This window comes from Pseudonocardia sp., assembly GCF_025965585.1.
In the GTDB taxonomy this organism is placed as follows: Bacteria; Actinomycetota; Actinomycetes; order Mycobacteriales; family Pseudonocardiaceae; genus Pseudonocardia.
This window is the reverse complement of the sequence record NZ_JAOPWR010000431.1, coordinates 1-21,079: the sequence shown is the minus strand read 5'-3', so window position 1 is coordinate 21,079 and position 21,079 is coordinate 1. Positions and strand designations below refer to the sequence as shown.

General features: G+C 73.7%; 19 protein-coding genes and 1 pseudogene. 6 read left to right on the top strand and 14 right to left on the bottom strand.

From position 1 onward, the window contains the following. The 4 genes from JWR81_RS26730 to JWR81_RS26715 all read right to left on the bottom strand — a co-directional run. A partial coding sequence (locus JWR81_RS26730; protein WP_297658877.1) for a type 1 glutamine amidotransferase domain-containing protein occupies positions 1-585 on the bottom strand: 585 nt, incomplete at its 3' end. A gap of 194 nt (positions 586-779) precedes the next feature. Then, positions 780-992, bottom strand: coding sequence for a DUF3072 domain-containing protein (locus JWR81_RS26725; RefSeq protein WP_297658875.1), 213 nt, complete (start codon positions 990-992; stop codon positions 780-782). Positions 993-1,062: 70 nt separating this feature from the next. Next, on the bottom strand, positions 1,063-1,548 hold the full coding sequence (gene bfr, locus JWR81_RS26720; RefSeq protein WP_297658870.1) for a bacterioferritin: 486 nt from the start codon (positions 1,546-1,548) through the stop codon (positions 1,063-1,065). Between the two features lie 110 nt (positions 1,549-1,658). After that, a complete protein-coding gene (locus JWR81_RS26715; RefSeq protein WP_297658868.1) occupies positions 1,659-1,856 on the bottom strand; it encodes a bacterioferritin-associated ferredoxin in 198 nt (65 codons plus the stop codon). A gap of 101 nt (positions 1,857-1,957) precedes the next feature. On the opposite strand from JWR81_RS26715, the gene ligD reads away from it, so the two are divergent. The 4 genes from ligD to JWR81_RS26690 all read left to right on the top strand — a co-directional run bounded on the left by ligD (position 1,958) and on the right by JWR81_RS26690 (position 6,687). Next, complete coding sequence (ligD, locus tag JWR81_RS34560) at positions 1,958-3,814, top strand: non-homologous end-joining DNA ligase (protein ID WP_367278862.1); 1,857 nt, start codon at positions 1,958-1,960, stop codon at positions 3,812-3,814. 9 nt (positions 3,815-3,823) lie between these two features. Continuing rightward, complete coding sequence (locus JWR81_RS26700) at positions 3,824-4,636, top strand: glycerophosphodiester phosphodiesterase family protein (RefSeq protein ID WP_297658866.1); 813 nt, start codon at positions 3,824-3,826, stop codon at positions 4,634-4,636. Between the two features lie 54 nt (positions 4,637-4,690). Further along, positions 4,691-6,001 carry an MFS transporter gene (locus JWR81_RS26695; protein ID WP_297658864.1) on the top strand — a complete coding sequence of 437 codons (1,311 nt, stop codon included), beginning with the start codon at positions 4,691-4,693 and terminating at the stop codon, positions 5,999-6,001. A gap of 341 nt (positions 6,002-6,342) precedes the next feature. Next, on the top strand, positions 6,343-6,687 hold the full coding sequence (locus JWR81_RS26690) for an RNA polymerase-binding protein RbpA (RefSeq protein ID WP_297658861.1): 345 nt from the start codon (positions 6,343-6,345) through the stop codon (positions 6,685-6,687). A 50-nt stretch (positions 6,688-6,737) separates the two neighbouring features. Here the strand turns inward: JWR81_RS26690 and JWR81_RS26685 are convergent, their stop codons facing one another. From JWR81_RS26685 to JWR81_RS26660, 6 genes and pseudogenes are all read right to left on the bottom strand, one after another. Continuing rightward, positions 6,738-7,235 carry a phosphoribosyltransferase gene (locus JWR81_RS26685; RefSeq protein ID WP_297658859.1) on the bottom strand — a complete coding sequence of 166 codons (498 nt, stop codon included), beginning with the start codon at positions 7,233-7,235 and terminating at the stop codon, positions 6,738-6,740. A 206-nt stretch (positions 7,236-7,441) separates the two neighbouring features. Further along, a pseudogene (locus tag JWR81_RS26680) lies at positions 7,442-8,143 on the bottom strand (polyprenol monophosphomannose synthase); the annotation flags it as partial. After that, the gene (gene lnt, locus JWR81_RS26675; protein WP_297658857.1) at positions 8,136-9,776 is read right to left on the bottom strand and encodes an apolipoprotein N-acyltransferase; all 1,641 of its coding nucleotides are present in this window, start codon (positions 9,774-9,776) and stop codon (positions 8,136-8,138) included. The pseudogene JWR81_RS26680 and the gene lnt, both read right to left, overlap by 8 nt. Positions 9,777-9,890: 114 nt before the next feature. After that, the gene (locus JWR81_RS26670; RefSeq protein WP_297658855.1) at positions 9,891-10,817 is read right to left on the bottom strand and encodes a PIG-L deacetylase family protein; all 927 of its coding nucleotides are present in this window, start codon (positions 10,815-10,817) and stop codon (positions 9,891-9,893) included. A gap of 269 nt (positions 10,818-11,086) precedes the next feature. Then, entirely contained in the window at positions 11,087-12,643 is a 1,557-nt protein-coding gene (locus JWR81_RS26665) for an amidohydrolase (RefSeq protein ID WP_297658853.1), read from the bottom strand. Between the two features lie 35 nt (positions 12,644-12,678). Next, positions 12,679-12,867 (bottom strand): PspC domain-containing protein, encoded by a 189-nt coding sequence (locus JWR81_RS26660; RefSeq protein ID WP_297658846.1) that lies wholly within the window; start codon positions 12,865-12,867, stop codon positions 12,679-12,681. A 243-nt stretch (positions 12,868-13,110) separates the two neighbouring features. Here JWR81_RS26660 and JWR81_RS26655 point away from each other — a divergent pair, with 243 nt between their 5' ends. Then, positions 13,111-14,181, top strand: a complete 1,071-nt coding sequence (locus JWR81_RS26655) for a GDSL-type esterase/lipase family protein (RefSeq protein WP_297658844.1) — start codon at positions 13,111-13,113, stop codon at positions 14,179-14,181. Positions 14,182-14,219: 38 nt separating this feature from the next. On the opposite strand, the gene JWR81_RS26650 is transcribed toward JWR81_RS26655, so the two are convergent. Then, the gene (locus JWR81_RS26650; RefSeq protein ID WP_297658842.1) at positions 14,220-15,347 is read right to left on the bottom strand and encodes a Xaa-Pro peptidase family protein; all 1,128 of its coding nucleotides are present in this window, start codon (positions 15,345-15,347) and stop codon (positions 14,220-14,222) included. A gap of 54 nt (positions 15,348-15,401) precedes the next feature. Between JWR81_RS26650 and JWR81_RS26645 the strand changes: the two genes are divergently transcribed. Further along, positions 15,402-16,346: a 5'-3' exonuclease gene (locus JWR81_RS26645; protein ID WP_297658879.1), complete on the top strand. Its 945-nt coding sequence runs from the start codon at positions 15,402-15,404 to the stop codon at positions 16,344-16,346. Between the two features lie 19 nt (positions 16,347-16,365). Here JWR81_RS26645 and JWR81_RS26640 read toward each other — a convergent pair whose 3' ends face one another. From JWR81_RS26640 to JWR81_RS26630, 3 genes are all read right to left on the bottom strand, one after another. Beyond that, positions 16,366-17,571 carry a GNAT family N-acetyltransferase gene (locus JWR81_RS26640; protein ID WP_297658841.1) on the bottom strand — a complete coding sequence of 402 codons (1,206 nt, stop codon included), beginning with the start codon at positions 17,569-17,571 and terminating at the stop codon, positions 16,366-16,368. Between the two features lie 49 nt (positions 17,572-17,620). Continuing rightward, the gene (locus JWR81_RS26635) at positions 17,621-18,424 is read right to left on the bottom strand and encodes a DUF4333 domain-containing protein (protein ID WP_297658839.1); all 804 of its coding nucleotides are present in this window, start codon (positions 18,422-18,424) and stop codon (positions 17,621-17,623) included. Positions 18,425-18,525: 101 nt separating this feature from the next. Next, positions 18,526-21,079 (bottom strand): DEAD/DEAH box helicase (locus JWR81_RS26630; RefSeq protein WP_297658837.1); only part of this gene is annotated, 2,554 nt, incomplete at its 5' end.

Genomic DNA, 21,079 nt, shown 5'->3' with positions numbered 1-21,079 from the left:
GCCCCAGGCCTTGCTGCGGCCGTACGTGGCACCGAGGTCCGCGAGACGGTCCTCGAGCAGGAACGGCACCACGTCGGTGAGGCCGACCCCGGCCTCCTCCTCGTCGGCGAAGCCCGTGACGTGCCGGTCGACCACGAGGTAGGACCCGTCCGGCCTGCGGACGTTCACCAGCGCCGCGGGAGCGTGGCACACGGCCGCGATCGGCTTGTCGGCGGCGAGGAACCCCTCGAGCAGCGCGATCGACTCGCGGTTGTCGGGCATGTCCCACATCGGGCCGTGCCCGCCGGGGTAGAAGACGGTGTCGAAGTCCCCGGCGGAGACGTTCGCGAGCTTCTCGGTGTTGGCGAGCTTCGCCTGCGCCTCCTTGTCGGCCCGGAACCGCCGCGTCGCGTCGGTCTGCGAGTCGGGCTCGTCGCTGCGCGGGTCGAGCGGCGGCTGCCCGCCCTTGGGCGAGGCGAGGGTGATGTCCGCGCCGGCGTCGGAGAAGACGTAGTAGGGGGCCGCGAACTCCTCGAGCCAGAACCCGGTCTTGCGCCCGGTGTCGCCGAGTTTGTCGTGCGAGGTCAGCACCATGAGGATCTTCATGTCATGTCACCATTTCCGGCCCGTGCGGGACATCGTCGACCGACTGATGACGTGCGAGATACCCGCGGCCGGGGAACCGAAACGCCCCTCTCGGGCGGCCGTCCGGAGTCGAACTGTCATAACTTCGATTATCGGATCGACGGACGAGCCGCGAGGGGGGCGTCCCGGGAGTCCGGGACGCCCCCGACGGCGCGCTAACCGCGTCCGGCCTTCTCCTGCAGCTCGTCGATGAGCTTCGAGGCGTCGGCCTTCGTCAGGTTCTCGGCGGGGACCTGCTCACCGGCCTGCTGCGCCAACGTCTGGAGGTACGACTGCTGCGGGCCGGTCATCGGCTCATCGCCGGTGGTCCAGTCGTCGGGATCCTTCTCGGGATTGCTCGCCCCGGACACCTGTCCATTGTCGGTCATGGTTCGAACGTACCTTCGAACCCCTACCGGCGCCGGATGGAGCCGGGACCCCTCGTTATGACAGGAGTGATCAGCCCGGGACCGGCGGCTGGTCCACCAGCTGCGCGAGGTAGAGCTGCTCACCGAGCTTGTCGATCAGCTCGAGGTTGGTCTCGATGTAGTCGATGTGGTGCTCCTCGTCGGCGAGGATCTCCTCGAGGAGGTTGGCCGACGTGTGGTCGCCCTTGCCACGGCACATGATGATCCCCGGACGCAGCCGCTCGACGACGGCGAGCTCGATCGACAGGTCGGCCTCGAGCTGCTCCTTGACCGTCTGGCCGATCTTCAGGGTGCCGAGCTTCTGGTAGTTCGGCAGACCTTCGAGGAACAGGATGCGGTCGGTGATCTTCTCCGCATGCTTCATCTCGTCGATCGACTCGTCGCGGGTGTAGGCCGCGAGCTTCGTCAGGCCCCAGTTGGCCTGCATCTTCGCGTGCAGGAAGTACTGGTTGATGGCCGTCAGCTCGCTCGTCAGCTGATCGTTGAGCAGAGCAATGATCTCGGGGTCGCCACGCACGGCTGCTGTCCTTTTGGTCGAGGTTCGGGAGACCGTGACCGTATCGTCGCGTCATGATCGTGACCGACGCAGGATCGGCTCTGGACAGGCGAGGCGACCCTGAGGATCGGTTAGGCCGAGATGGGCAGCTCGGCCAGCTCGGACGGCGCGTGGCCCGCGGCGAGGAAGACATCGATGTGGTCGTGGCAGGAGCCGCAACCGGTGCCGGCCTCACAGGCCTCGCCGACCTCCTCGACGGTGCGCGCACCGCGCGCGATGCAGGACCTGACCTCGGTGTCGGTCACCGCTGCACAGATGCAGACGTACATCGCCGTCCCGTCTTCTCGTAGGACTCCCTCTGGTAAGGCGAGCCTATGCTCTCAGTCCGACGGGCGGGCGCGCAAGAGGCAGGCAGTCCTAACCTGTGTGTGTGCCGCTCGACGAGTACCGCCGCAAGCGCGACGCGTCGCGCACGCCGGAGCCGCTGCCCGAAGCCGACCCGGCTCCCGGGCGGGGCGACCGGTTCGTCGTCCAGGAGCACCACGCCCGCAGCCTGCACTGGGACGTCCGCCTCGAGCGCGACGGTGTGCTCGCCTCGTGGGCCGTGCCGAAGGGCCTCCCGAGCGACCCGGACGTCGTCAGGCTGGCGGTGCGCACCGAGGACCATCCGATCGAGTACCTGGAGTTCTCCGGCGAGATCCCGGCCGGCGAGTACGGCGGCGGCACCATGACGATCTGGGACGCCGGCACGTACGAGACCGAGAAGTGGAACCGTCGCGAGGTGATCGTCCGGTTGTCCGGACGGCGGGCGCGCGGGCGCTTCGTGTTCATCCGTACCCCGCGCGAGGGGGAGAAGGACGCCTGGCTGCTGCGCCGCTCCGATCCTGCCCCGGACCGTGACCCGCTCCCCTCCGACGCCCGCCCGATGCTCGCCACCCCGGGCCCGCTCCCCCGCGACCACTGGCTGCAGGCCGGCTTCGGGGGCCGGCGCGTGATCGTCCGGGTGGACGGCGGGCGCGCCCGCTACACCGACGCCGACGGCGCGGAGGTCGGCGGGCCACGCGAGCTGGGTCCCTCCCTCGGCGCAACCCCGGTGATGCTGGACGCCGAGCTGACCGGCGCGGGCGAGCTGTGGATCGGCGACCTGCTGCACCTCGACGGCCGCGACACAGCTCCCCTGCCGTTCCGCGAGCGCCGGGCCCTGCTGGAGGAGCTCGCGCCGGCAGGGCCGCACTGGCGGCTCGCCCCGGTCTTCCCGGACGGCGGGGCCGAGGTCGTGGCGGCGGTGCGGGAGCAGGGGCTGCCGTCGGTGATCGCGAAGGACCCCGGCTCGCCGTACACGCCCGGCCCGAGCCCGAGCTGGGTGGAGGTGCTCGCCCGGGAGAAGGACGCCCCGCCGGAGCGCACGGGCCGCGCCCGGCTCACCAACCCCCGCAAGGTTCTCTACCCGATGACCGGCACCACCAAGGCCGACGTGCTGGCGTACTACCTGTCCGTCGCCGAGGTGATGCTGCCCCACCTCGCGGACCGGCCGGTGACGATGGTCCGCTGGCCCGACGGCGTCGAGCACGGCTCGTTCTTCGAGAAGGACGTCTCCCGGCACGCGCCGCCGTGGATCCGCACGGCCCGCGTCGGCACGCCGGGTGGGCGCTCCGAGAACGCCGACTTCCCGGTCATCGACGACGTCGAAGGGCTGGCCTGGGCGGCGAACCTCGCGGCGCTCGAGCTGCACGTGCCGCAGTGGCGTCTCGGGCCCCGCGGCGGACACCGGACGCCGGACCTGGTGGTGTTCGACCTCGACCCGGGTGAGGGCACCACGGTCGTCGACTGCGCCCGCGTGGCCGAGCGCATCGCCGACCGCCTGGCCGACGACGGGCTGGTGGCCTACCCGCGCACGAGCGGCGGCAAGGGCATGCAGCTCTACCTGCCGGTCACGGTCACGCGGCCCGAGCAGACCTCGGAGTTCGCCAAGGCGCTGGCCGAGGACCTGGCGAGGGAGACGCCCGCGCAGGTCATCGCGGTGATGACGAAGGCCCGCCGCCGCGGGCGGGTGTTCGTCGACTGGAGCCAGAACAACCCGCACAAGACCACCATCGCCAGCTACTCGCTGCGCGGCCGCGCCCGCCCTACCGTCGCCACGCCGGTCACCTGGGACGAGGTGCGCGCCTGCCGCAGGCCCGAGGACCTCGTGTTCACCCTCGACGACGTCCCGGCCCGCATCGCCGAGCACGGCGACCTGCTCGCCCCGCTGTTCACCGACCCGCAACGTCTGCCCCGTCGCGGGTGATCGCGCGGGATGGCAGTGTCTGCGCTCGTGGACCACCACCCCTATCTCGACGGGCCCTTCCCCCGCGCCTACGCGCACCGGGGCTGGCACGTCGATGACCTCGCCGGGCTCGAGAACACGCTCGCGGCCTTCCATCGCGCCGCCGACGAGGGGTTCGGCTATATCGAGCTCGACGTGCACGCGAGCTCCGACGGGGTGGCCTTCGTGCACCACGACGCCACGCTCGACCGCACCACCGACGGCCACGGCTTCATCGTCGACCTCACGGCTGCCGCGATCGCCGAGGTGAGGGTGCGGGGGAAGGAACCGATCCCGCGGCTGGAGCAGGTGCTCACGGAGCTGCCCGAGGTGCGCCTCACGATCGAGCTGAAGTCCGGCGCCGTCGTCACGCCGGTGCTGAGCGTGCTGGAGCGTCTGGACGCCTGGCACCGCGTCTGCGTCGGCGGGTTCATGGAGCGCTGGCTCGACCGGGCGCGCGCGGGTGGTGGGGCGCAGCTCATGACGTCCATGGGGCAGGCCTCGGCGGTCGGGCTGCGCAGCCGGGCCTGGCTCGACGCGCTGCCCGGCCCGCTCCGGAGGCTGCCCGTGCCGCCCGTCCGGGGCCGGTTGGCGCAGCTGCCGCGGCGGCTGGGGCCGCTCACCGTCGTCGACGAGGCGCTGCTGCGCGCCGCCCATTCCACGCAGCGCGAGGTGCACGTCTGGACCGTCGACGACCCGGGTGAGATGGACGAGCTGCTCGACCTCGGCGTCGACGGCCTGCTGTCCGACCGTCCCGACGTCCTGCGCGACGTGCTGCAGCGACGCGACGCCTGGGTGTCGTGAGCCCCTGGCCGCGCTGTCGGCGCACGGGAGACGGACGCCGTTAGTCTCCCGCGCATGAGCACCGTCACGTCCGTCACGTCCGTCCGGCGGGGACCGGTGATCGCCTGGGGTCTGTGGGACTGGGGCTCGTCGGCCTACAACGCCGTGATCCTGACGTTCGTGTTCTCGGTGTACCTCACCGACTCCGTCGGGAAGGGCCTGCCGGGCTCGATCGACGCCAGCGCCTGGCTGGGGTACGCGCTCGGCGCCGCCGGGTTGGTCATCGCGCTGGCGGCCCCGGTGCTCGGGCAGCGGGCCGACTCCGCGGGCAGGCGCAAGCTCTCCACGGTCGTCTGGACGATCCTCACCGTCGTGGTGATGGGGGCGCTGTTCGTCGTGCGCGACGACTACACGTACCTCTGGATCGGCCTGCTGCTGCTGAGTCTGGGCTCGATCTTCTACGAGCTCGCCTCGGTGTCCTACAACGCGATGCTCGTGCAGGTCTGCTCGCCGGCGAACATGGGCCGGGTCTCGGGCTTCGGCTGGTCGATGGGCTACTTCGGCGGCATCGTGCTGCTCCTGGCCGTCTACACGGGACTCATCGCCGGTGACGGCGACACCCGCGGACTCCTCGGCGTCCCGACCGAGGGCGGACTGAACATCCGCGTGGTGGCCGTCGTCGCCGCCGTGTGGTTCCTCGTGTTCGCGCTGCCGCTGTTCCTGCGGGTGCCCGAGGTGCCGCCCGCGCCCGACCGTGAGGCCCGCCTCGGCGTCGTCGGCTCGTACCGCAAGCTCTTCCGTGACCTGGCCGCGCTGTACCGCAGCAGCCCGCAGACGGTGTTCTTCCTCGTCGCCAGCGCGCTCTTCCGCGACGGGCTGGCCGCGATCTTCACGTTCGGCGCGGTGCTCGCGGTGACGGTGTACGGCATCGGCGCCGGCGACGTGCTGATCTTCGGGATCGCGGCCAACGTCGTCTCGGCCGCGGGGGCGCTGACGGCCGGGTGGCTCGAGGACCGGACCGGCCCGAAGCCCGTGATCGTCGGGTCCCTGATCGGACTGATCCTCGACGCGGTGGTGCTGCTGTTCGTCTCCGGGCCCGTGAACTTCTGGATCTTCGGGCTGATCCTGACGCTGTTCGTGGGGCCGGCGCAGTCGTCGTCGCGGACGTTCCTCGCCCGGCTCGCACCCGGTGGCCGGGAGGGGCAGCTCTTCGGCCTCTACGCCACCACCGGTCGCGCGGTCTCGTTCATCGCCCCCACCCTGTTCGCCCTGTTCACGTCGATCTTCGGGGCGCCGCGCGCGGGCATCGTCGGCATCCTGCTCGTCCTCGTCGCCGGTCTGGCGGCGCTGTTGCCGGTGCGCCCCCCGCAGCGGACGCCGGCGTGACCACCACCCGGATCGCGCCGGCCGGGATGGCGGTCCGGCGTTCGTGCCGCTCAGACGGGCATTCCGGCCGGCCGGTAACGCGCAACCTGCTCTCGTGTAAACACCACGTCGCAGACGGGTGACATAAGTCACAGTTGGCTGACACGTCACAACCGCGTGTGCGATCGCCCCGGATGGTGGACACTCGTTGATCGGGGCGGCAAACGTCAGGTGTCAGTCAAATGACGACACCGAGACACGGTCCGCTCCGATGGCGGGAATGAACGTCTGCTGGTGAGACGTTACACCCGGTGGTGATAGGTCGGGGGAGGCTCCCTCGACTAGGAACGGGAGGTAGACGCATGGCCGACCGCGTGCTCCGTGGCAGCCGGCTCGGGGCTGTCAGCTACGAGACCGATCGCAACCACGACCTCGCGCCGCGGCAGTCGATGCGCTACGCGTGCCCGCGTGGGCACGACTTCGAGGTGCCCTTCGCGAACGATGCCGAGGCTCCGTCCACCTGGGAGTGCCGCCTGCACGGCAGCATCTCCAAGCTGGTGGACGGCGTCGAGCCGGAGCAGAAGAAGGCCAAGCCTCCGCGCACCCACTGGGACATGCTGCTCGAGCGCCGCTCGGTGGCCGACCTGGAGGTGCTGCTCGCGGAGCGCCTGGAGCTGCTGGCCGAGCGACGTCGCGAGATCGCCTGACGCGACATGAATAAGCCGGGTCCTCACGAGGGCCCGGCTTATTCGTGTGCTCAGGCATCGAGGACCTGGCCGTCGCGCTGCACCACGGGCGGCTGCGACGACCAGGGGAAGTTGATCCACTTGTCGGTGCGGCGCCACACGTACTCGCACGTGACGGTGCTGTGCGGCTTCTCGTAGACCACCGCGCAGCGGACGTCGGCCACGTGCCCGATGCAGAAGTCGCGCACCAGCTTGAGCGTGGCCCCGGTGTCGGCGACGTCGTCGGCCACCAGGACGCGCGCCCCGGAAAGGTCCACCACGTTCGGCACGGGCGGCAGCACGATCGGCACGGGCAACCGCTCGTCCACGGCGGTGTAGAACTCGACGTTCATGACGTGCAGGTTCTTCACGTCCAGGGCGTAGCCGAGCGCGCCTGCGACGAACAGGCCGCCACGCGCGATCGACAGGATGATGTCGGGGATGTAGCCGTCGGCGGCCACCTGCTCGGCAAGCTCACGCGACGCCGTGCCGAACAGCTCCCACGAGAGTTCCTCCCGCGTCTCGCTCATGCGCGGAGTGTGCCGTCCGAGGCCACGGTATCGCGTGGGGTCGGTTCCGCAGGGGGCGCGGGCTCGGGCGCGGTGGTGCCCGTGAGGGGCGCGGTGGCCGGTCCGACGACCCGGTGGGCCGGGTCGTCGGCGGCGGCGTCGGCGCCACCGCCCGGAGCGGGACGGGAGCGCGTGGTGCCCTCGCCGCGGCGCAGCAGCCGGGCCGCACCCCACTGGGTGACGCGCCACAGCGCCTCGACCACGATCGTGCTGCTCATCTTGGACGCGCCGCGCTCCCGCTCGGCGAAGGTGATGGGCACCTCGCGCACGCGGAAGCCGGCCTGCACCGCCCGCCACGCCATGTCGACCTGGAAGCAGTAGCCCTGCGACGACACCGACGAGATGTCGAGCTCCTCGAGCACCTGGCGCCGGAACACGCGGTAGCCGCCGGTGATGTCGCGAATGGACACACCGAGGGCCAGCCGCGAGTAGAGGTTGCCGGTGCGGGAGATCCACTCGCGGTGGCCGGGCCAGTTGACCACCTCACCACCCGGGACGTAGCGCGACCCGAGCACGAGGTCGGCGTCGGAGAGCGCCTCCAGGAGCGAGGGCAGGTCCTCGGGTGCGTGCGACCCGTCGGCGTCCATCTCGACGACGACCTGGTGCTCGCCCTTCAGCGCCTCGGCGAAACCGGCGAGGTAGGCGGCACCCAGCCCGGTCTTCTCGGTGCGGTGCAGCACCCGGACCCGCTTGTCGGCCGCGGCCATCTCGTCGGCGAGCTGCCCGGTGCCGTCGGGGCTGGCGTCGTCCACGACGAGCACATCAGCATCGGGCACGGCCGCGTGCAGCCTCGACAGCACCGGACCGAGGTTCTCCCGCTCGTTGTACGTCGGGACCACCACGAGCACCGGCCTGAGCGGCTCAGCCATCCTCGTCCTTTCCTCGGAGCCTCTTCTGCCGCCGGCGCGTCACGACCACCGCACCGACCGCCACCACAGCCAACGCGACCAGCACCCACTCGGGTGTGGATGCCAGCCGGGTGGCCAGCGTAGTGGTGTCGAGCAGCGGTGTGCGTTCGACGAGCACGGCCGGCGTGAACTGCTTCGTGCTCTGGGTGACCGTACCGTCCGGCGCGATCATGGCGCTGACGCCGCTCGTGGTGGCGACGACGGATGCACGGTCGTGTTCAACCGAGCGCACCTGCGACATGGCGAGCTGCTGGTAGGTCATCTCGGTGAACCCGAACGTGGCGTTGTTGCTCGGCACGGCGAGCACCTGCGCGCCGTTGTTCACGCTGTCCTCGACGAGGTCGTCGAACGCGACCTCCCAGCAGATCGTGACGCCGACGTCCACGCCGGCCATCTGCACCACGCCGGGCCCGTTGCCGGGCACGAAGTAGCCGGCCCGGGCGACGTACGAGGAGAAGTGGGCGAAGAACGAGCGCCACGGCATGTACTCGCCGAAGGGCTGCACGCGGCGCTTGTCGGCCCGCTCCACCACGCCCTGCCCGGCCAGCCACACGAGCGCGGAGTTGCTGGTGGTGACGCCGTCGGGGTTCTGGAGCACTGCGCCGACGAGGATCGGGACGCCGACGGCCTGCGCGGCGCGGTCGATCTGCGCGGCGGCGTCGGGGTTCTGGAGGGGGTCGATGTCGCTGGAGTTCTCCGGCCAGATCACGATGTCCGGCTTCGGGACGGTGCCGGCCGCGACCTCGTCGGCGAGCTTGATCGTCTCGGCGACGTGGTCGTCGAGGACGGCACGGCGCTGGGAGTTGAAGTCCAGGCCCATGCGCGGCACGTTGCCCTGCACCGCGGCGATGGTGACCGACTTCGCCGGGCCTCCCCCCGTGGCGGGCACGAGCGCGGCGAGCGGGCCGGTGAGCATCGCGACAACGCCGAGCACGGCCGGCACGAGCAGGCTACGCGCGCGCGAGCGCGGGGCCTCCGAGCGGTGGACGACGAGCCGGCGGACGAGCTCGCCGAGCGCCAGCCCGGTCAGCACGGTGACGAACGACAGCAGCGGCACGCCGCCGATCGACGCGACGGGCAGCAGCGGCCCTGCGGGCTGGCCGAAGCCGACGCGCCCCCACGGCAGCCCGCCGAACGGGACGCGCCCCCGCAGCGACTCGCCCGCGCACCACACGGCGGCCGCCCACACCGGCGCCGCGGGCAACCGGGAAACCAGCGCCATCCCCGCACCGGCGAGGCCGACGAACAGGGACTCGAGCACCACGAGCGCCACCCACGGCACCGGGCCGACGAGGGCGCCGATCCACGTCAGCAGCGGCAGCAGGAAGCCCATGCCGAACAGGAAGCCGTAACCGAACCCGGCTCGGGCACGCCGCCCGTGCACCGCGACCCCCAGCAGGGCCAGCGCCGGCATCGCCAGCCACCACAGCGTGCGGGGCGGGAAGCTGTAGTACAGCAGCAGGCCGCCGCCGAACGCCCCGACGGCGCGGGCGAGCAGCTCGGCCCAGCCACGGCTCCGGGGATCACGAGGAGCTTGCGAAACGGTCGACCCGGGTGGATCGGGCGCGGTGGGATCGGCGGTGGGTACGGCCACCGCAGGAGCCTACGACGCCGCCGTCGCGGGCCCCCACCCCGACGCTCACGCGCGGTCGACGCGTGGCGCAACCGTGATCGCGCCGCGCACCCGCGACGACGGCGCCCCCGTCGCCTACGTCCCGACGAGGGCGCCGCTCGTCGAAGCGTGGGAGCACGCGCCGGCCAGGAGGTGGGCGTTGCCCAGCGCGTCGAGGACGCCGGGGGCGCCGGTGCGGCGGTACCACTCGTAGCCGTAGGCGTCGGCGAAGCCGTCCACCGGAACGGCGTCGGGGTCCACCTGGCTCTCGTGGGCGGTGATCGCGGCGCGCTTGCAGGCGAGCTCCCGCGCCGATCCCCCGACGGCGAGCGAGATCTCCGCGGTCACGCGGCCGAAGGCCACCTGCGCGGAGCGGGCGGCCCCGTGCACGAGGTGCCGGTCGCGGGCGCTGACGTGCAGGTGCTCGCGGTCGACGGTCATCCGGTAGCCGGCGGCTCCGACCAGGACGGCCGCGGTGGCGCCGATGCGGTGGGTGGCCCGGTGGTCGGGGTGGCCGTAGATGCCGTGCTCGTCGTCGTGGACGAGGGTGCCGGCGCTCTCGTCGTCGGCGATCTCCGCGACGGTGCGGGCGAGGCGCACGGGATCGGCCACGGCGAGCGCACGGGCGTGGGAGGCGCTGGCCCAGCCGGGCAGGCCGGAGTCGCGGCGGCCCAGCAGCACCAGCCGCGAGACGCCGAGCAGCTCGGCCGACCGTTCGAGCTCGGCGATGCGGCGCTCCGGGATGGTCTCGCCGACGCGGAGCGGCACGCGGGACTCCCCCAGCTCCCCCGCCGTGGCGACGACGAGCACCGTGCGGGCCCCCGCGTCGGCGAGACGGCGCAGCGTGATGCCGGTGAAGATCGACTCGTCGTCGGGGTGGGCGTGCAGGACGAGGACGGTGTGACCACGCAGATCGGGGCGGCGGAGGTCGAGACGAGCAGCCATGAGGGGTTCGCAGACGTGCGGGCCGCGGGGCGGCAGGAGGACGGGGCCGGGGGTCAGCTGCAACAGCAGCGACAGCACCCCGGACAGCAGAGGGCCACGCCCACACCGCTGGTCCGCGTCGTCACGGCGGGCATCCTGCCACACCGGCCGCTCGCGACCGCCACCCCCCGCGTCCGGACCCGGTGCGGCAGCGACGAACCCCCACCGGGTCGCTCGCGGGCCCGGGGGGCCCGTCGCGGCGTTGCCGCCCTGGCGAACACCCCGCCCGGTGAGCTGCGGGCGGTGCCTTGCGAGGAACCACCTGGGTCCCGCGATCAACCCGGCGACGTTCGTGGCCACCGCACCGTCTAGGAGACGCCAGCGCCGCTCGTCGCCCGCGGGGACCCCGGAACGTCCAGCCGCCGGCCGTCCCGGACGGTCGCCAGGCACCGCGGGGTGGGGCCGCCGTGGAGAGGGCCCGCGCCGTCCCAGATCGCGTACGTGGCCGCGGCGCCTGCGACGAGCCGTCCGGCCTGCGGGGAACGGTCCCCCGCGGCGCGATGGCCTCCGGCCGTGTGGGCGGTGAGGGCCTCGGCCGCACTCAGCCCCGATCCGGGCGTGCGGTGCTCGACCGCCGCCCGCACCGCGTCCCACGGCCCGACCGGCGTGACGGGCGAGTCCGAGCCCAGCGCGAGCGTCACCCCCTCGTCCCGCAACGCGGCGAGGGGGTTCATCGGGGCGGCCCGGCCGGCGCCCAGCCGCTCGGCGTACATCCCCTCCCGACCGCCCCAGAACGCGTCGAACACCGGCTGGACGCTGGCGACGACGCCGAGGTCGGCGAGGACCCGGCGCTGGGCGGCGTCGACCATCTCCAGGTGCTCCACCCGGTGCACGGCGGCCCGGACGGTGTCGGCGGAGGTCGCGGAGACGGCGCGGCGCAGGCCCTCGACGAGGACGTCCGCGGCCGCGTCCCCGATCACGTGGAAACCCGCCTGGACACCGGCGAGGGTGCACGCCGTCACGTGGGCGCCGACGGCGGCGGCGTCGAGGTAGCGGTTGCCGGTGCACCCCGGGGCGTCGGCGTAGGGCTCGCGCAGTGCGGCGGTACGGGACCCGAGGGAGCCGTCGACGAACAGGTCGCCGGCCAGCCCGTGCGCGCCGGTGGCCGCGAGCAGGTCGCGGGCCTGGTCGGCAGCGGTGACGGCCTCGCCCCAGTACCCGACGACCGCCGGGGAGGCCGGCCCGGCCAGCGCGCGCAGGGACGCCAGGTCGGCGGCCGAGGAGATGACCGGCCCCGCGCACTCGTGCACCACGGCCACGCCCCGCGACGCGGCCTCCCACAGGAACGCCCGCTGCGCCGCAACCCGCACGTCGCCGTCGACCGCGGTCAGGGCCGCCCGGCGGGCGTGGTGATGGGCGTCGGCGGAGAGCGGGCCGTCCGACCATCCGACAGGGCCGACGGCGCCGGGGGCCCTGTCGAGCAGCGCCGAGGACACCAGCGCGGAGTGCACGTCGATCCGGCTGAGGTAGACGGGTGCGCCCGCCGCCGCGCGGTCGATCTCGGCCCGCGTGGGCAGGCCCGGCCAGCCCGTCTCCTGCCAGCCGTGGCCCCAGATCAGGGCGCCGGGACGCTGGGCTGCGCGGCGGGCGACGGCGTCGAGCAGGGCCTCGGACGACGGGCAGCCGGTCAGGTCGAGACCGTCGACCAGCAGGCCGGTGGCCGTCGCGTGGACGTGGGCGTCGACGAAGGCGGGGGTGACGACGGCGCCGTCGAGGTCGTGGACGACGGCACCGGAGGCGCGGTCGCGGGCCTCGGCGACCGGGCCGGCGAACGTGACGCGGCCCCCGTCGATCTCGAGGGCGGCCGGGCCGGCCGGGGCGTCCGGGTCGAGGACCCGGATGCCGAGCAGCAGGGTGCGGGGCACCCGTGGATGATGCCCCCCGGTCGCGTGCCGACCGATCAGTAGGCCCGCTTGGGCATGATGACCCACAGCACGATGTAGATGAGGAACTGTGGGCCGGGCAGCAGGCAGGACAGTAGGAACAGCAGCCGGACCACGTTCGCGTTCCAGCCGAAGCGCTCCGCCAGACCGGCGCAGACGCCGGCGATGACCTTCCCGTTGCGAGGGCGGGTCAGTGTCGATGCCACCGAGGGGCTCCTTCCGTTGCGACGGATCTCGCCGCTGAGGTCCACTCTCCTCGTCGGAGAGGCGGACGCACTCGGGGAACGCCCGGATCTTCCCCCGGGGCTCCCCGGAGCCGACCCGGCCGGGTGACGGCGGTCGCCGAGCGTGCGCGCTCGCTGCTCCGCCCGCGGCGACGATCACGAGTTGTCCACAGGCGAGTGCAAACGCCCTGGTCAGGGCCACGCCCACGCCTTAGCGTCCTCGGTGTGCCTCGACCCCACCGCCTCGTGATCACCCTGGCCGCCGCGGCCGCGCTCGTGCTGCCGGGTGCGTCACCCGCGCTGGCGCGGGACGCCCGGCAGGCCGCCGTCGTCGCCCTCGGCGACAGTGCCGCGTCCGGCGAGGGGGCGGGTGACTACGAGCCCGGCACCCGCGGCGAGAACGGCGACTGGTGCCACCGCTCCCCCCACGCCTACGTGAACGGCACGGGGCTGGCGCCGGTCGCGGTGAACCTGGCGTGCTCCGGCGCGACGGCCGCCGACGTCGCGTTCGGGCCCGGCGGGCACTACACCGAGGCCTCGCAGGCCGAGCGGCTGGTCGGCGTCGCGCAGCGGTACCGCGTCACCACGGTGGTGCTGCAGGTCGGCGCCAACGACGACGCCGGGCTCAACGCCACCGGCGTCACCTGCATCCGCGCGTTCCTCGACCCGTCGGTGCCGCCCTGCCGCGACACTCTCGGTCCGCTCCTGCCCGCCCGGATGGCCGCCACCGCCACGAAGGTGGAGGGCGCGGTCCGCGACGTGCGGGAGGCGATGCACCGCGCCGGTTACGACCCGGACGTGTACGTGCTCGTGCTGGCGTCCTACGCGGCACCGGTCACCGAGCGGTCGGTGCCCCTGCCGGCCGCTCAGGGCTGCCCGTACAGCCGCGCCGACGCACGGTGGGGCCGCACCGTGCTGTTCCCGGCGATGGCGGCCGCCGTGGCGGGCGTCGCCGCCCGCACCGGGGCGCGGTTCCTCGATCTCGACCGCGCCACCGAGAGCTACGAGGCCTGCTCGCACACGCCCTACACGCAGGAGTGGCAGCGGCGCATCACGGTCGACCCCGAGGCGCTCGTGTACGGCGGGCTCGACGCCGTCGGCTTCCACCTGGCCCAGGAGTCGTTCCACCCGAACGCCGCCGCCCACGCCGAGATGGGCCGCTGCCTGGGCGACCTCGTCCGCTCCGGGGCCACGCAGGCCGCCTGCGTTGCGGGCGCCGACGGCCACGCCCACCTGGGTACGGACTCGCCGGCGCCCGCTGCCGCCCAGGCCGTGGCCTGGGATCTTGTTCGATGAGGGCCCGGCCATCACAAACGGAGATCCACAGCCACGGCCTAGAGGACCACCAGGTCGTGGCTGCGGTTGTTCAGGCTCTCGCTGCCCTCCTCCGTGACCACCACGATGTCCTCGATGCGGGCCCCCCACTGGCCGTCGAGGTACACACCGGGCTCCACGCTGAACGCCATGCCCGGCTCCAGGGGCCGGGCGTTGCCGCCGACGATGTAGGGCTCCTCGTGCACGTCGAGGCCGATGCCATGGCCGGTGCGGTGGATGAACCGCTCCCCCAGGCCCGCCTGGGTGATCGGGCCGCGCGCGGCCTCGTCCACCTGCTCGGCCGTGACGCCGGGGCGGACGGCCGCCACCGAGCGGGCCTGTGCGTCCTGCAGCACCGCGTAGGACTCGCGGATCTCGGCCGACGGCTCGGCTCCGACGGCGTAGGTGCGCGTGCAGTCGGAGTTGTAGCCGCTCGGCAGCGGGCCGCCGATGTCGATCACTACGACGTCGCCGTTCTCGATCACGCGGTCGGACACGTCATGGTGGGGGCTCGCGCCGTTCGGGCCGGAGCCGACGATGACGAACGCCGCGGAGGTGTGGCCCTCCTCGACGATGGCGGCCGCGATGTCGGCGCCCACCTGGGCCTCGGTGCGGCCGGCCTTGAGGAACTCGCCCATGCGCGCGTGCACGCGGTCGATGGCCGCGCCCGCGGCCCGCAGCTCGGCCACCTCGGCGGCGTCCTTGCGCATCCGCAGCTCGCGGATGATCGGGCCGGCGAGCGACTGCGCGGCGTCGGGCAGCGCGTCGCGCACGCCGAAGACGTGCGCGGCCGGCATCGAGTCGGTGACGGCGAGCCGCGTGGGCCCGCCGGCGAGGTCGCTGACCAGGAGATACGGGTCCTCCCCGTCGTTCCAGGTGATCACCTCGACGCCCAGCTCCTCCAGCCCGAGCGCGGCGAGGCCGGGCGCCTCGAGCCGCGGCACGACGATCGCCGGCGGCGCGAGGTGGCCCGCGGCGGGCACCAGGAGGCAGGTGAGGCGCTCGTGCGACTCGCCGTCGGCACCGATGAGGTAGCGCAGGTCGGTGCCCGGGGTGATGAGCAACAGCTCGACGTCCTGGTCGGCGGCGACCTCCCCGGCACGGCGGAGACGGTCGGCGAGCAGCGCGGTCGGTACGGCCGGTGTCATGCCGTTCAGGGTATTCCGGCAAGCTCTGGCGGCGTGACCGCACCTGCGCCGCTGATGCTGCTGGACGCCGCGAGCCTGTACTTCCGCGCCTACTACGGGGTGCCCGAGTCGATGACCGCGCCCGACGGCACGCCCGTCAACGCGGTGCGCGGGTTCACCGACATGGTCTCGCGCCTGGTGACGGAGTGGCGACCGTCGCGGCTCGTGGTCTGTCTGGACCTCGACTGGCGGCCGGCGTTCCGCGTCGACGCCCTGCCCAGCTACAAGGCACACCGCCTGCCCGGTGAGCCCGACACCGCGCCCCCGGGCCTGGCGGAGGAGGTGCCCGACACCCTCGCGCCGCAGGTCCCGATCATCCTCGAGGTGCTCGCAGCGGCGGGGATCGCCACCGGCGGTGCGGAGGGCTACGAGGCCGACGACGTCATCGGAACGCTCGCCGCGGGCGAGCGGAAGGACCCGGTGCTGGCCGTGAGCGGCGACCGCGACCTCATGCAGATCGTGCGCGACGAGCCCGTGCCGGTGCGGCTGCTCTACGTGGGGCGGGGGCTCGCGAAGGCCGAGCACCTCGGGCCGCAGGAGGTGGCCGAGAAGTACGGCGTGCCCGCCGGCCGCGCCGGGGAGGCCTACGCCGAGATGGCGATGCTGCGCGGCGACCCCTCCGACGGCCTGCCGGGCGTGCCCGGCGTCGGGGCCAAGACGGCCGCCACCCTCGTCGGCCGCTTCGACACCTGGACCGACCTGTGCGCCGCCGTGCTGGACCGCACCGACACCCGGCTCACCCCGCCCGTCCGCGCCAAGCTCGCGGCGGCGTCCGGCTACCTGGCCGTCGTGGAGCCCGTGGTGCGGGTGGCCACCGATGCCGACGTGCGCCTCGACCGCGACGACGCCCTGCCCGCCGCGCCCGTCGACCCGGAGCGGCTCGCGGAGCTCGCGGAGCGCTGGGGGCTGGGCAGCTCGGTGGAACGCCTGCAGACCGCGCTGGCCCGCGCCGCGGGCTGAGCAGCCGCCGGCTCCCAGGTCAGAAGAACGTGCCGCACCACGGCACCGTGCCGGTGGAGAAGGCCGCGTCGGCCCGGGCGAGGGCCTTCGGGTCGTGGCCCGTCCACCAGCCCGTGGCGGCCAGCTCCGAGGGGCGCCGGTCGCCGAGGTAGGCCATCGCCAGCGCGGCCACGCCGCACTCCAGGTCGGCGGTGCCCGTGGTGCGCTCGGCGGCGCCGTCGCCGATCCGGTAGACGCCGCTGTTGGCGTGGAGCAGCGGGTCGTGCACGCCCAGCAGGACGGGTTCGGCCTCGCCCCACGAGCGGGCGGCCAGCGCCGCGGGCACGTCGACGACCCGCAGCCACGTCTCGTCGTCGACGCCGGTGACGGTGCAGTCGCGCGGGTCGGCCAGCAGCAGCTCCAGGGGCTCGTCGAGCGGGCGGAGATCGGCCTCGACGGCCCCGACGAGGTCGACGTCGAGCAGGAACCGCCACAGTCCGGCCGTCGCCCCGGGACCCGCCGCGTGCAGGTCCTTCACCGCGAGCGTCGCCCGGCCGAAGGTCTCGCCGTCGGAGGGGACGGCCAGCGCGAACCCGTCGTCGCCGTCCGGGCCGGTGTGCACGGCCGCGAGCACCGCGTGGGTGTCGGTGAGCCGCGTCAGCATGCTGCCCCACCAGCCCGCCGTACGGCTGATCCCACCGGTGCGGCACCGGGCGAGCCGGTCGTGCAGCGGTGCGACGACGGCCGGGATCTCGGCGGCGTCGATCAGCCGCACGGTGCCGCCGGCGGGGGCGCCCGCGCGCCATCCGAGGCCGGAGCGCCGCACGCGCACCGAGCGCCCGCGGCTGGCCACCCCGTAGCCGAACCGGCCGTAGATCCGCGCCTCGGACGCACGCAGCGACGCGAGCACCTCCCCGCGCTCCGCGACGTCCTCCAGCTGGGCTCGCATGAGGGCTGTGAGCAGGCCGCGGCGGGTGTGGTCGGCCCGGACACCGACGCGCGTGACGGCGGCCGTGGGGAGCTCCCCGCCGGGCACGGCCGTGGTGGTCGGGAACGAGGTGGCCGTGGAGACGAGCGTGGTGCCGTCGGCACCGTGCACACCCAGCGTGCGGCCCGGGGCGTAGCTCGCCGCACCCGCGGACGCCCATGCGGCGTCGTCCAGCGGGGCGTGCAGCAGGGCGCTCGCGAACAGGTGGTGGGCGGCGCGCAGGTCGTCGGGGCCGAGGAAGCGGACGTCGTGGCTCACGGGGTCCGATGCTGCCCGATCACCGGATCCGGCGACACCGAGATCCCGATCAGGCCGGGCGGCCGACCTGGTAGTCCCCGCTGCTGCTGGTGATGCGGACCGGAACCTTGACGTGCTGGCCGTCGATCGTGGCGTCGCAGGTGAACGAGGCGCCAGCGGTGACCGCGATGTCCTGCCCGCAGGTCACGGCCGTGACGCCCTGCACGCCGTAGCTGTCGGTGAGGATCTTCTGCACGCCCGACTGCACGGCTGCGGTGTCGAAGACCTTCGAGACGAAGAACCCCGGGGTGACGAAGCCGAGCACGAGCACCGCCGCGACCACGAGCACCCCGACGCCCCCGAGGATGAACGGCAGCTTCGAGCGACCGGAGGTCGCGGGGGCCTCGGGCAGCGGCGGGTAGCCCTGGCCCCACTGCTGCGCGTCGGGCTGCTGGCCGCCCCACTGCTGCCCGGGCGGGGCAGCCTGCTGACCCCACGCCTGCTGAGCGCCCGGGTACTGCTGGGTCGGCTGGGGTCCCCCGTACTGCGGGGCGCCGTAGGGCTGCTGGCCGCCGTACTGCTGCGGTGGCGGACCCCACCCCTGCTGTCCGTACGGCTGCTGTGGTGTGGCCTGGGGCTCCTGCTGGGCGGCGGCCCCCTGCTGCCACGCCCGCTGGTCCACGGCCTGCGTGCGCTCGTCGCCGGCCGGCTGCGGCCGCTGCCAGGCCCGGGGGTCGACGGCCTGGGTGCGCTCGTCGTCGGCGGGCTCGGCCGCCTTCTCCTGCGGGCGGCCCCACCCGCCGGGTGGCTGCTGGCCCCACGCGGGCGGGTCGGCCGGGTTGTGCGACGGGCCGGGGCCCTCGGGGGTGGTCATCGTGCTCCCTCGCTCGCTCGGCCTGCCGGTGCGTCCGGCGATCAAAGCACAGGCAGGCCGCCGCGCACAGGCGGTCGACCCGACCGGTGAGCTGCGGTGGGTCAGGTGCCCACCGCGACCACACCGCGCCGCACGGCAGCTCCCGCCTGCGCGGCCACCTTGCCGACGCCGCTCTTGCGCCCGGCGACCCCGGCGATCTGGTCGAGCAGGTCCAGTACCTGCCGGCACCAGCGCACGAAGTCGCCCGCCGTGAGCTCGCTGCCGTTCTGCTCGGCCGCGGTCAGCACGGCCGAAAGCGACTCGCCGCGAGCCCAGCGGTGCATCGGCCAGGCGAAGCCGAGGTCGGGCTCACGCGTGCGGTCCACCCGGTGCCGGCGCTCGTCGGCCTCCAGCTCCGACCACAGCCGGACGGTGGCTGCCAGCGCCTCCGACACCGCCCCCGACGGCACGCGCGGCATGGTGCCGTTGTCGCGGCGCGCCTCGTAGACCAGCGCGGAGACGACGGCGGCGAGCTCGGCCGGGTCGAGCCCGTCCCACACGCCGTGGCGCAGGCACTCGGCCGTGAGCAGGTCGGACTCGCCCCACAGCCGCGCCAGCCGCGCGCCGTGCTCGGTGACGAGGTCGCCATCACCGTCGGACACGGTGGGCTCCTCGGAGAGGTAGCCCCGCTCACACAACAGCCCACGGATCCGGTCGAACGCCCGCGCCAGCGAGTGCGTGGTGGCGCGGACCTTCTGCCGCAGCTGCTCGGTCTCCCGCTCCAGCCGCGCGTGCCGCTCGGCCCACCGCGCGTGAGCCTCCCGGTCGTCGCAGCCGTGGCAGGGGTGCGCCCGCAGGGCGCGTCGGAGCGTGGCGAGCTCGGGGTCGTCCATGCCACCGCCGCCCCGGGGCCGCCGCCGTGGAGTGCTCGGGGCGACGATCCGCGTCTCCCGCAGTGCCGACGCGAGGTCGCGCCGCACGCGCGGGGTGCGGTGGTCCACCCGCTTGGGCAGCCGCATCCGGCCGAGCGCCGCGACGGGGGCCGGGAAGTCGGCGGTGGACAGCCGGCCCGCCCAGCGGTCCTCGGTGAGCACGAGGGGCCGCGGGTCGGCGTCGCCGTCGAGGCCGGGATCGAGCACCACGGCCAGCCCGGCACGCCGTCCGCCGGGGACGGCGATGACGTCACCGGACCTGAGCAGGCGCATCGACTCCGCCGAGGCCTCGCGGCGCTCGCTGATGCCCTCCCGCGACAGCGACTTCTCCCGCGCGGTGACCTCGGTGCGCAGCGCCATGTACTCGGCGAAGTCGCCGAGATGGCACTGCATCGACTCCTCGTAGCCCGCCAGCGCCTCGACGTTGCGCTCGATGCGCCGGGAGAGGCCCACCACCGAGCGGTCGGCCTGGAACTGCCCGAGCGACTGCTCCAGCAGCTCGCGGGCCGCGTCGGTGCCCAGCCGTCCGACGAGGTTGACGGCCATGTTGTAGCCGGGCCGGAAGGAGCTGCGCAGCGGGTACGTGCGCGTGGAGGCGAGCCCGGCCACCATCACCGGGTCGACGCCGGGCTGCCAGACGACGACGGCGTGCCCCTCGACGTCGATGCCGCGGCGGCCCGCGCGCCCGGTGAGCTGCGTGTACTCGCCGGGCGTCAGGTCGGCGTGGGCCTCGCCGTTGTACTTGACCAGCCGCTCCAGCACGACGGTGCGCGCCGGCATGTTGATGCCCAGCGCGAGGGTCTCGGTGGCGAAGACCGCGCGCACGAGCCCGCGGACGAACAGCTCCTCCACCGTCTCCTTGAACGCGGGCAGCATCCCGGCGTGGTGGGCGGCGATGCCGCGTTCGAGGGCCTCGCGCCACTCCCAGTAGCCGAGCACCGCGAGGTCGGCCTGCGGCAGGTCGCCGGTGTGCTTCTCGACGATCCGGCGGATCTCCTCGACGTCCTCGTCGCGGGTCAGCTTGAGGCCGGACCGCACGCACTGCCCGACGGCGGCGTCGCAGCCCGCCCGGCTGAAGACGAACGTGATGGCGGGCAGGAGCCCCTCGCGGTCGAGCCGGTCGATGACCGTCACCCGTGACGGTGGCCGGTACCCGCTCTGCACGCGCCGCGGCGGACCGCTGCTGCCCCGGCCGCGGCCCCGGCCGCCGCCGAAGCTCGACACCGAGTTCTGCCGGTCGAGCTCGCGGGTGCGGCGCACGAGATCGGGGTCGACCTGCAGCTCCCCGGCTTCGTCCTCGCCCGCGAACAGGTCGAGCATCCGGTTGCCGACCATCATGTGCTGCCACAGCGGGACGGGCCGCACCTCGTCGACGACGACCGTGGTGTCGCCGCGCACGGTGACGAGCCAGTCGCCGAACTCCTCGGCGTTGCTCACGGTGGCCGACAGGCTGACGAGTGCCACGTGCTCGGGGAGCTGGAGGATGACCTCCTCCCAGACCGCGCCGCGGAACCGGTCGGCGAGGTAGTGGACCTCGTCCATCACCACGTAACCGAGGTCGGTGAGCGCCGGGGAGTCGGCGTAGAGCATGTTCCGCAGCACCTCGGTGGTCATCACGACCACCGGTGCGTCGCCGTTGACCGCGTTGTCACCGGTGAGCAGCCCGACTTTGTCCTGCCCGTACCGCTCGACCAGGTCGGCGTACTTCTGGTTGGACAGTGCCTTGATCGGCGTCGTGTAGAAC

What these genes read in the sequence shown, in the direction of transcription:
- JWR81_RS26725 (WP_297658875.1), bottom strand. Translation starts at nt 992, where the DNA reads ATGACCGACAATGGACAGGTGTCCGGGGCGAGCAATCCCGAGAAGGAT.
- JWR81_RS26715 (WP_297658868.1), bottom strand. Translation starts at nt 1,856, where the DNA reads ATGTACGTCTGCATCTGTGCAGCGGTGACCGACACCGAGGTCAGGTCC.
- JWR81_RS26700 (WP_297658866.1), top strand. Translation starts at nt 3,824, where the DNA reads ATGGCAGTGTCTGCGCTCGTGGACCACCACCCCTATCTCGACGGGCCC.
- JWR81_RS26695 (WP_297658864.1), top strand. Translation starts at nt 4,691, where the DNA reads ATGAGCACCGTCACGTCCGTCACGTCCGTCCGGCGGGGACCGGTGATC.
- JWR81_RS26690 (WP_297658861.1), top strand. Translation starts at nt 6,343, where the DNA reads ATGGCCGACCGCGTGCTCCGTGGCAGCCGGCTCGGGGCTGTCAGCTAC.
- JWR81_RS26685 (WP_297658859.1), bottom strand. Translation starts at nt 7,235, where the DNA reads ATGAGCGAGACGCGGGAGGAACTCTCGTGGGAGCTGTTCGGCACGGCG.
- JWR81_RS26650 (WP_297658842.1), bottom strand. Translation starts at nt 15,347, where the DNA reads ATGACACCGGCCGTACCGACCGCGCTGCTCGCCGACCGTCTCCGCCGT.
- JWR81_RS26645 (WP_297658879.1), top strand. Translation starts at nt 15,402, where the DNA reads ATGCTGCTGGACGCCGCGAGCCTGTACTTCCGCGCCTACTACGGGGTG.
- JWR81_RS26635 (WP_297658839.1), bottom strand. Translation starts at nt 18,424, where the DNA reads ATGACCACCCCCGAGGGCCCCGGCCCGTCGCACAACCCGGCCGACCCG.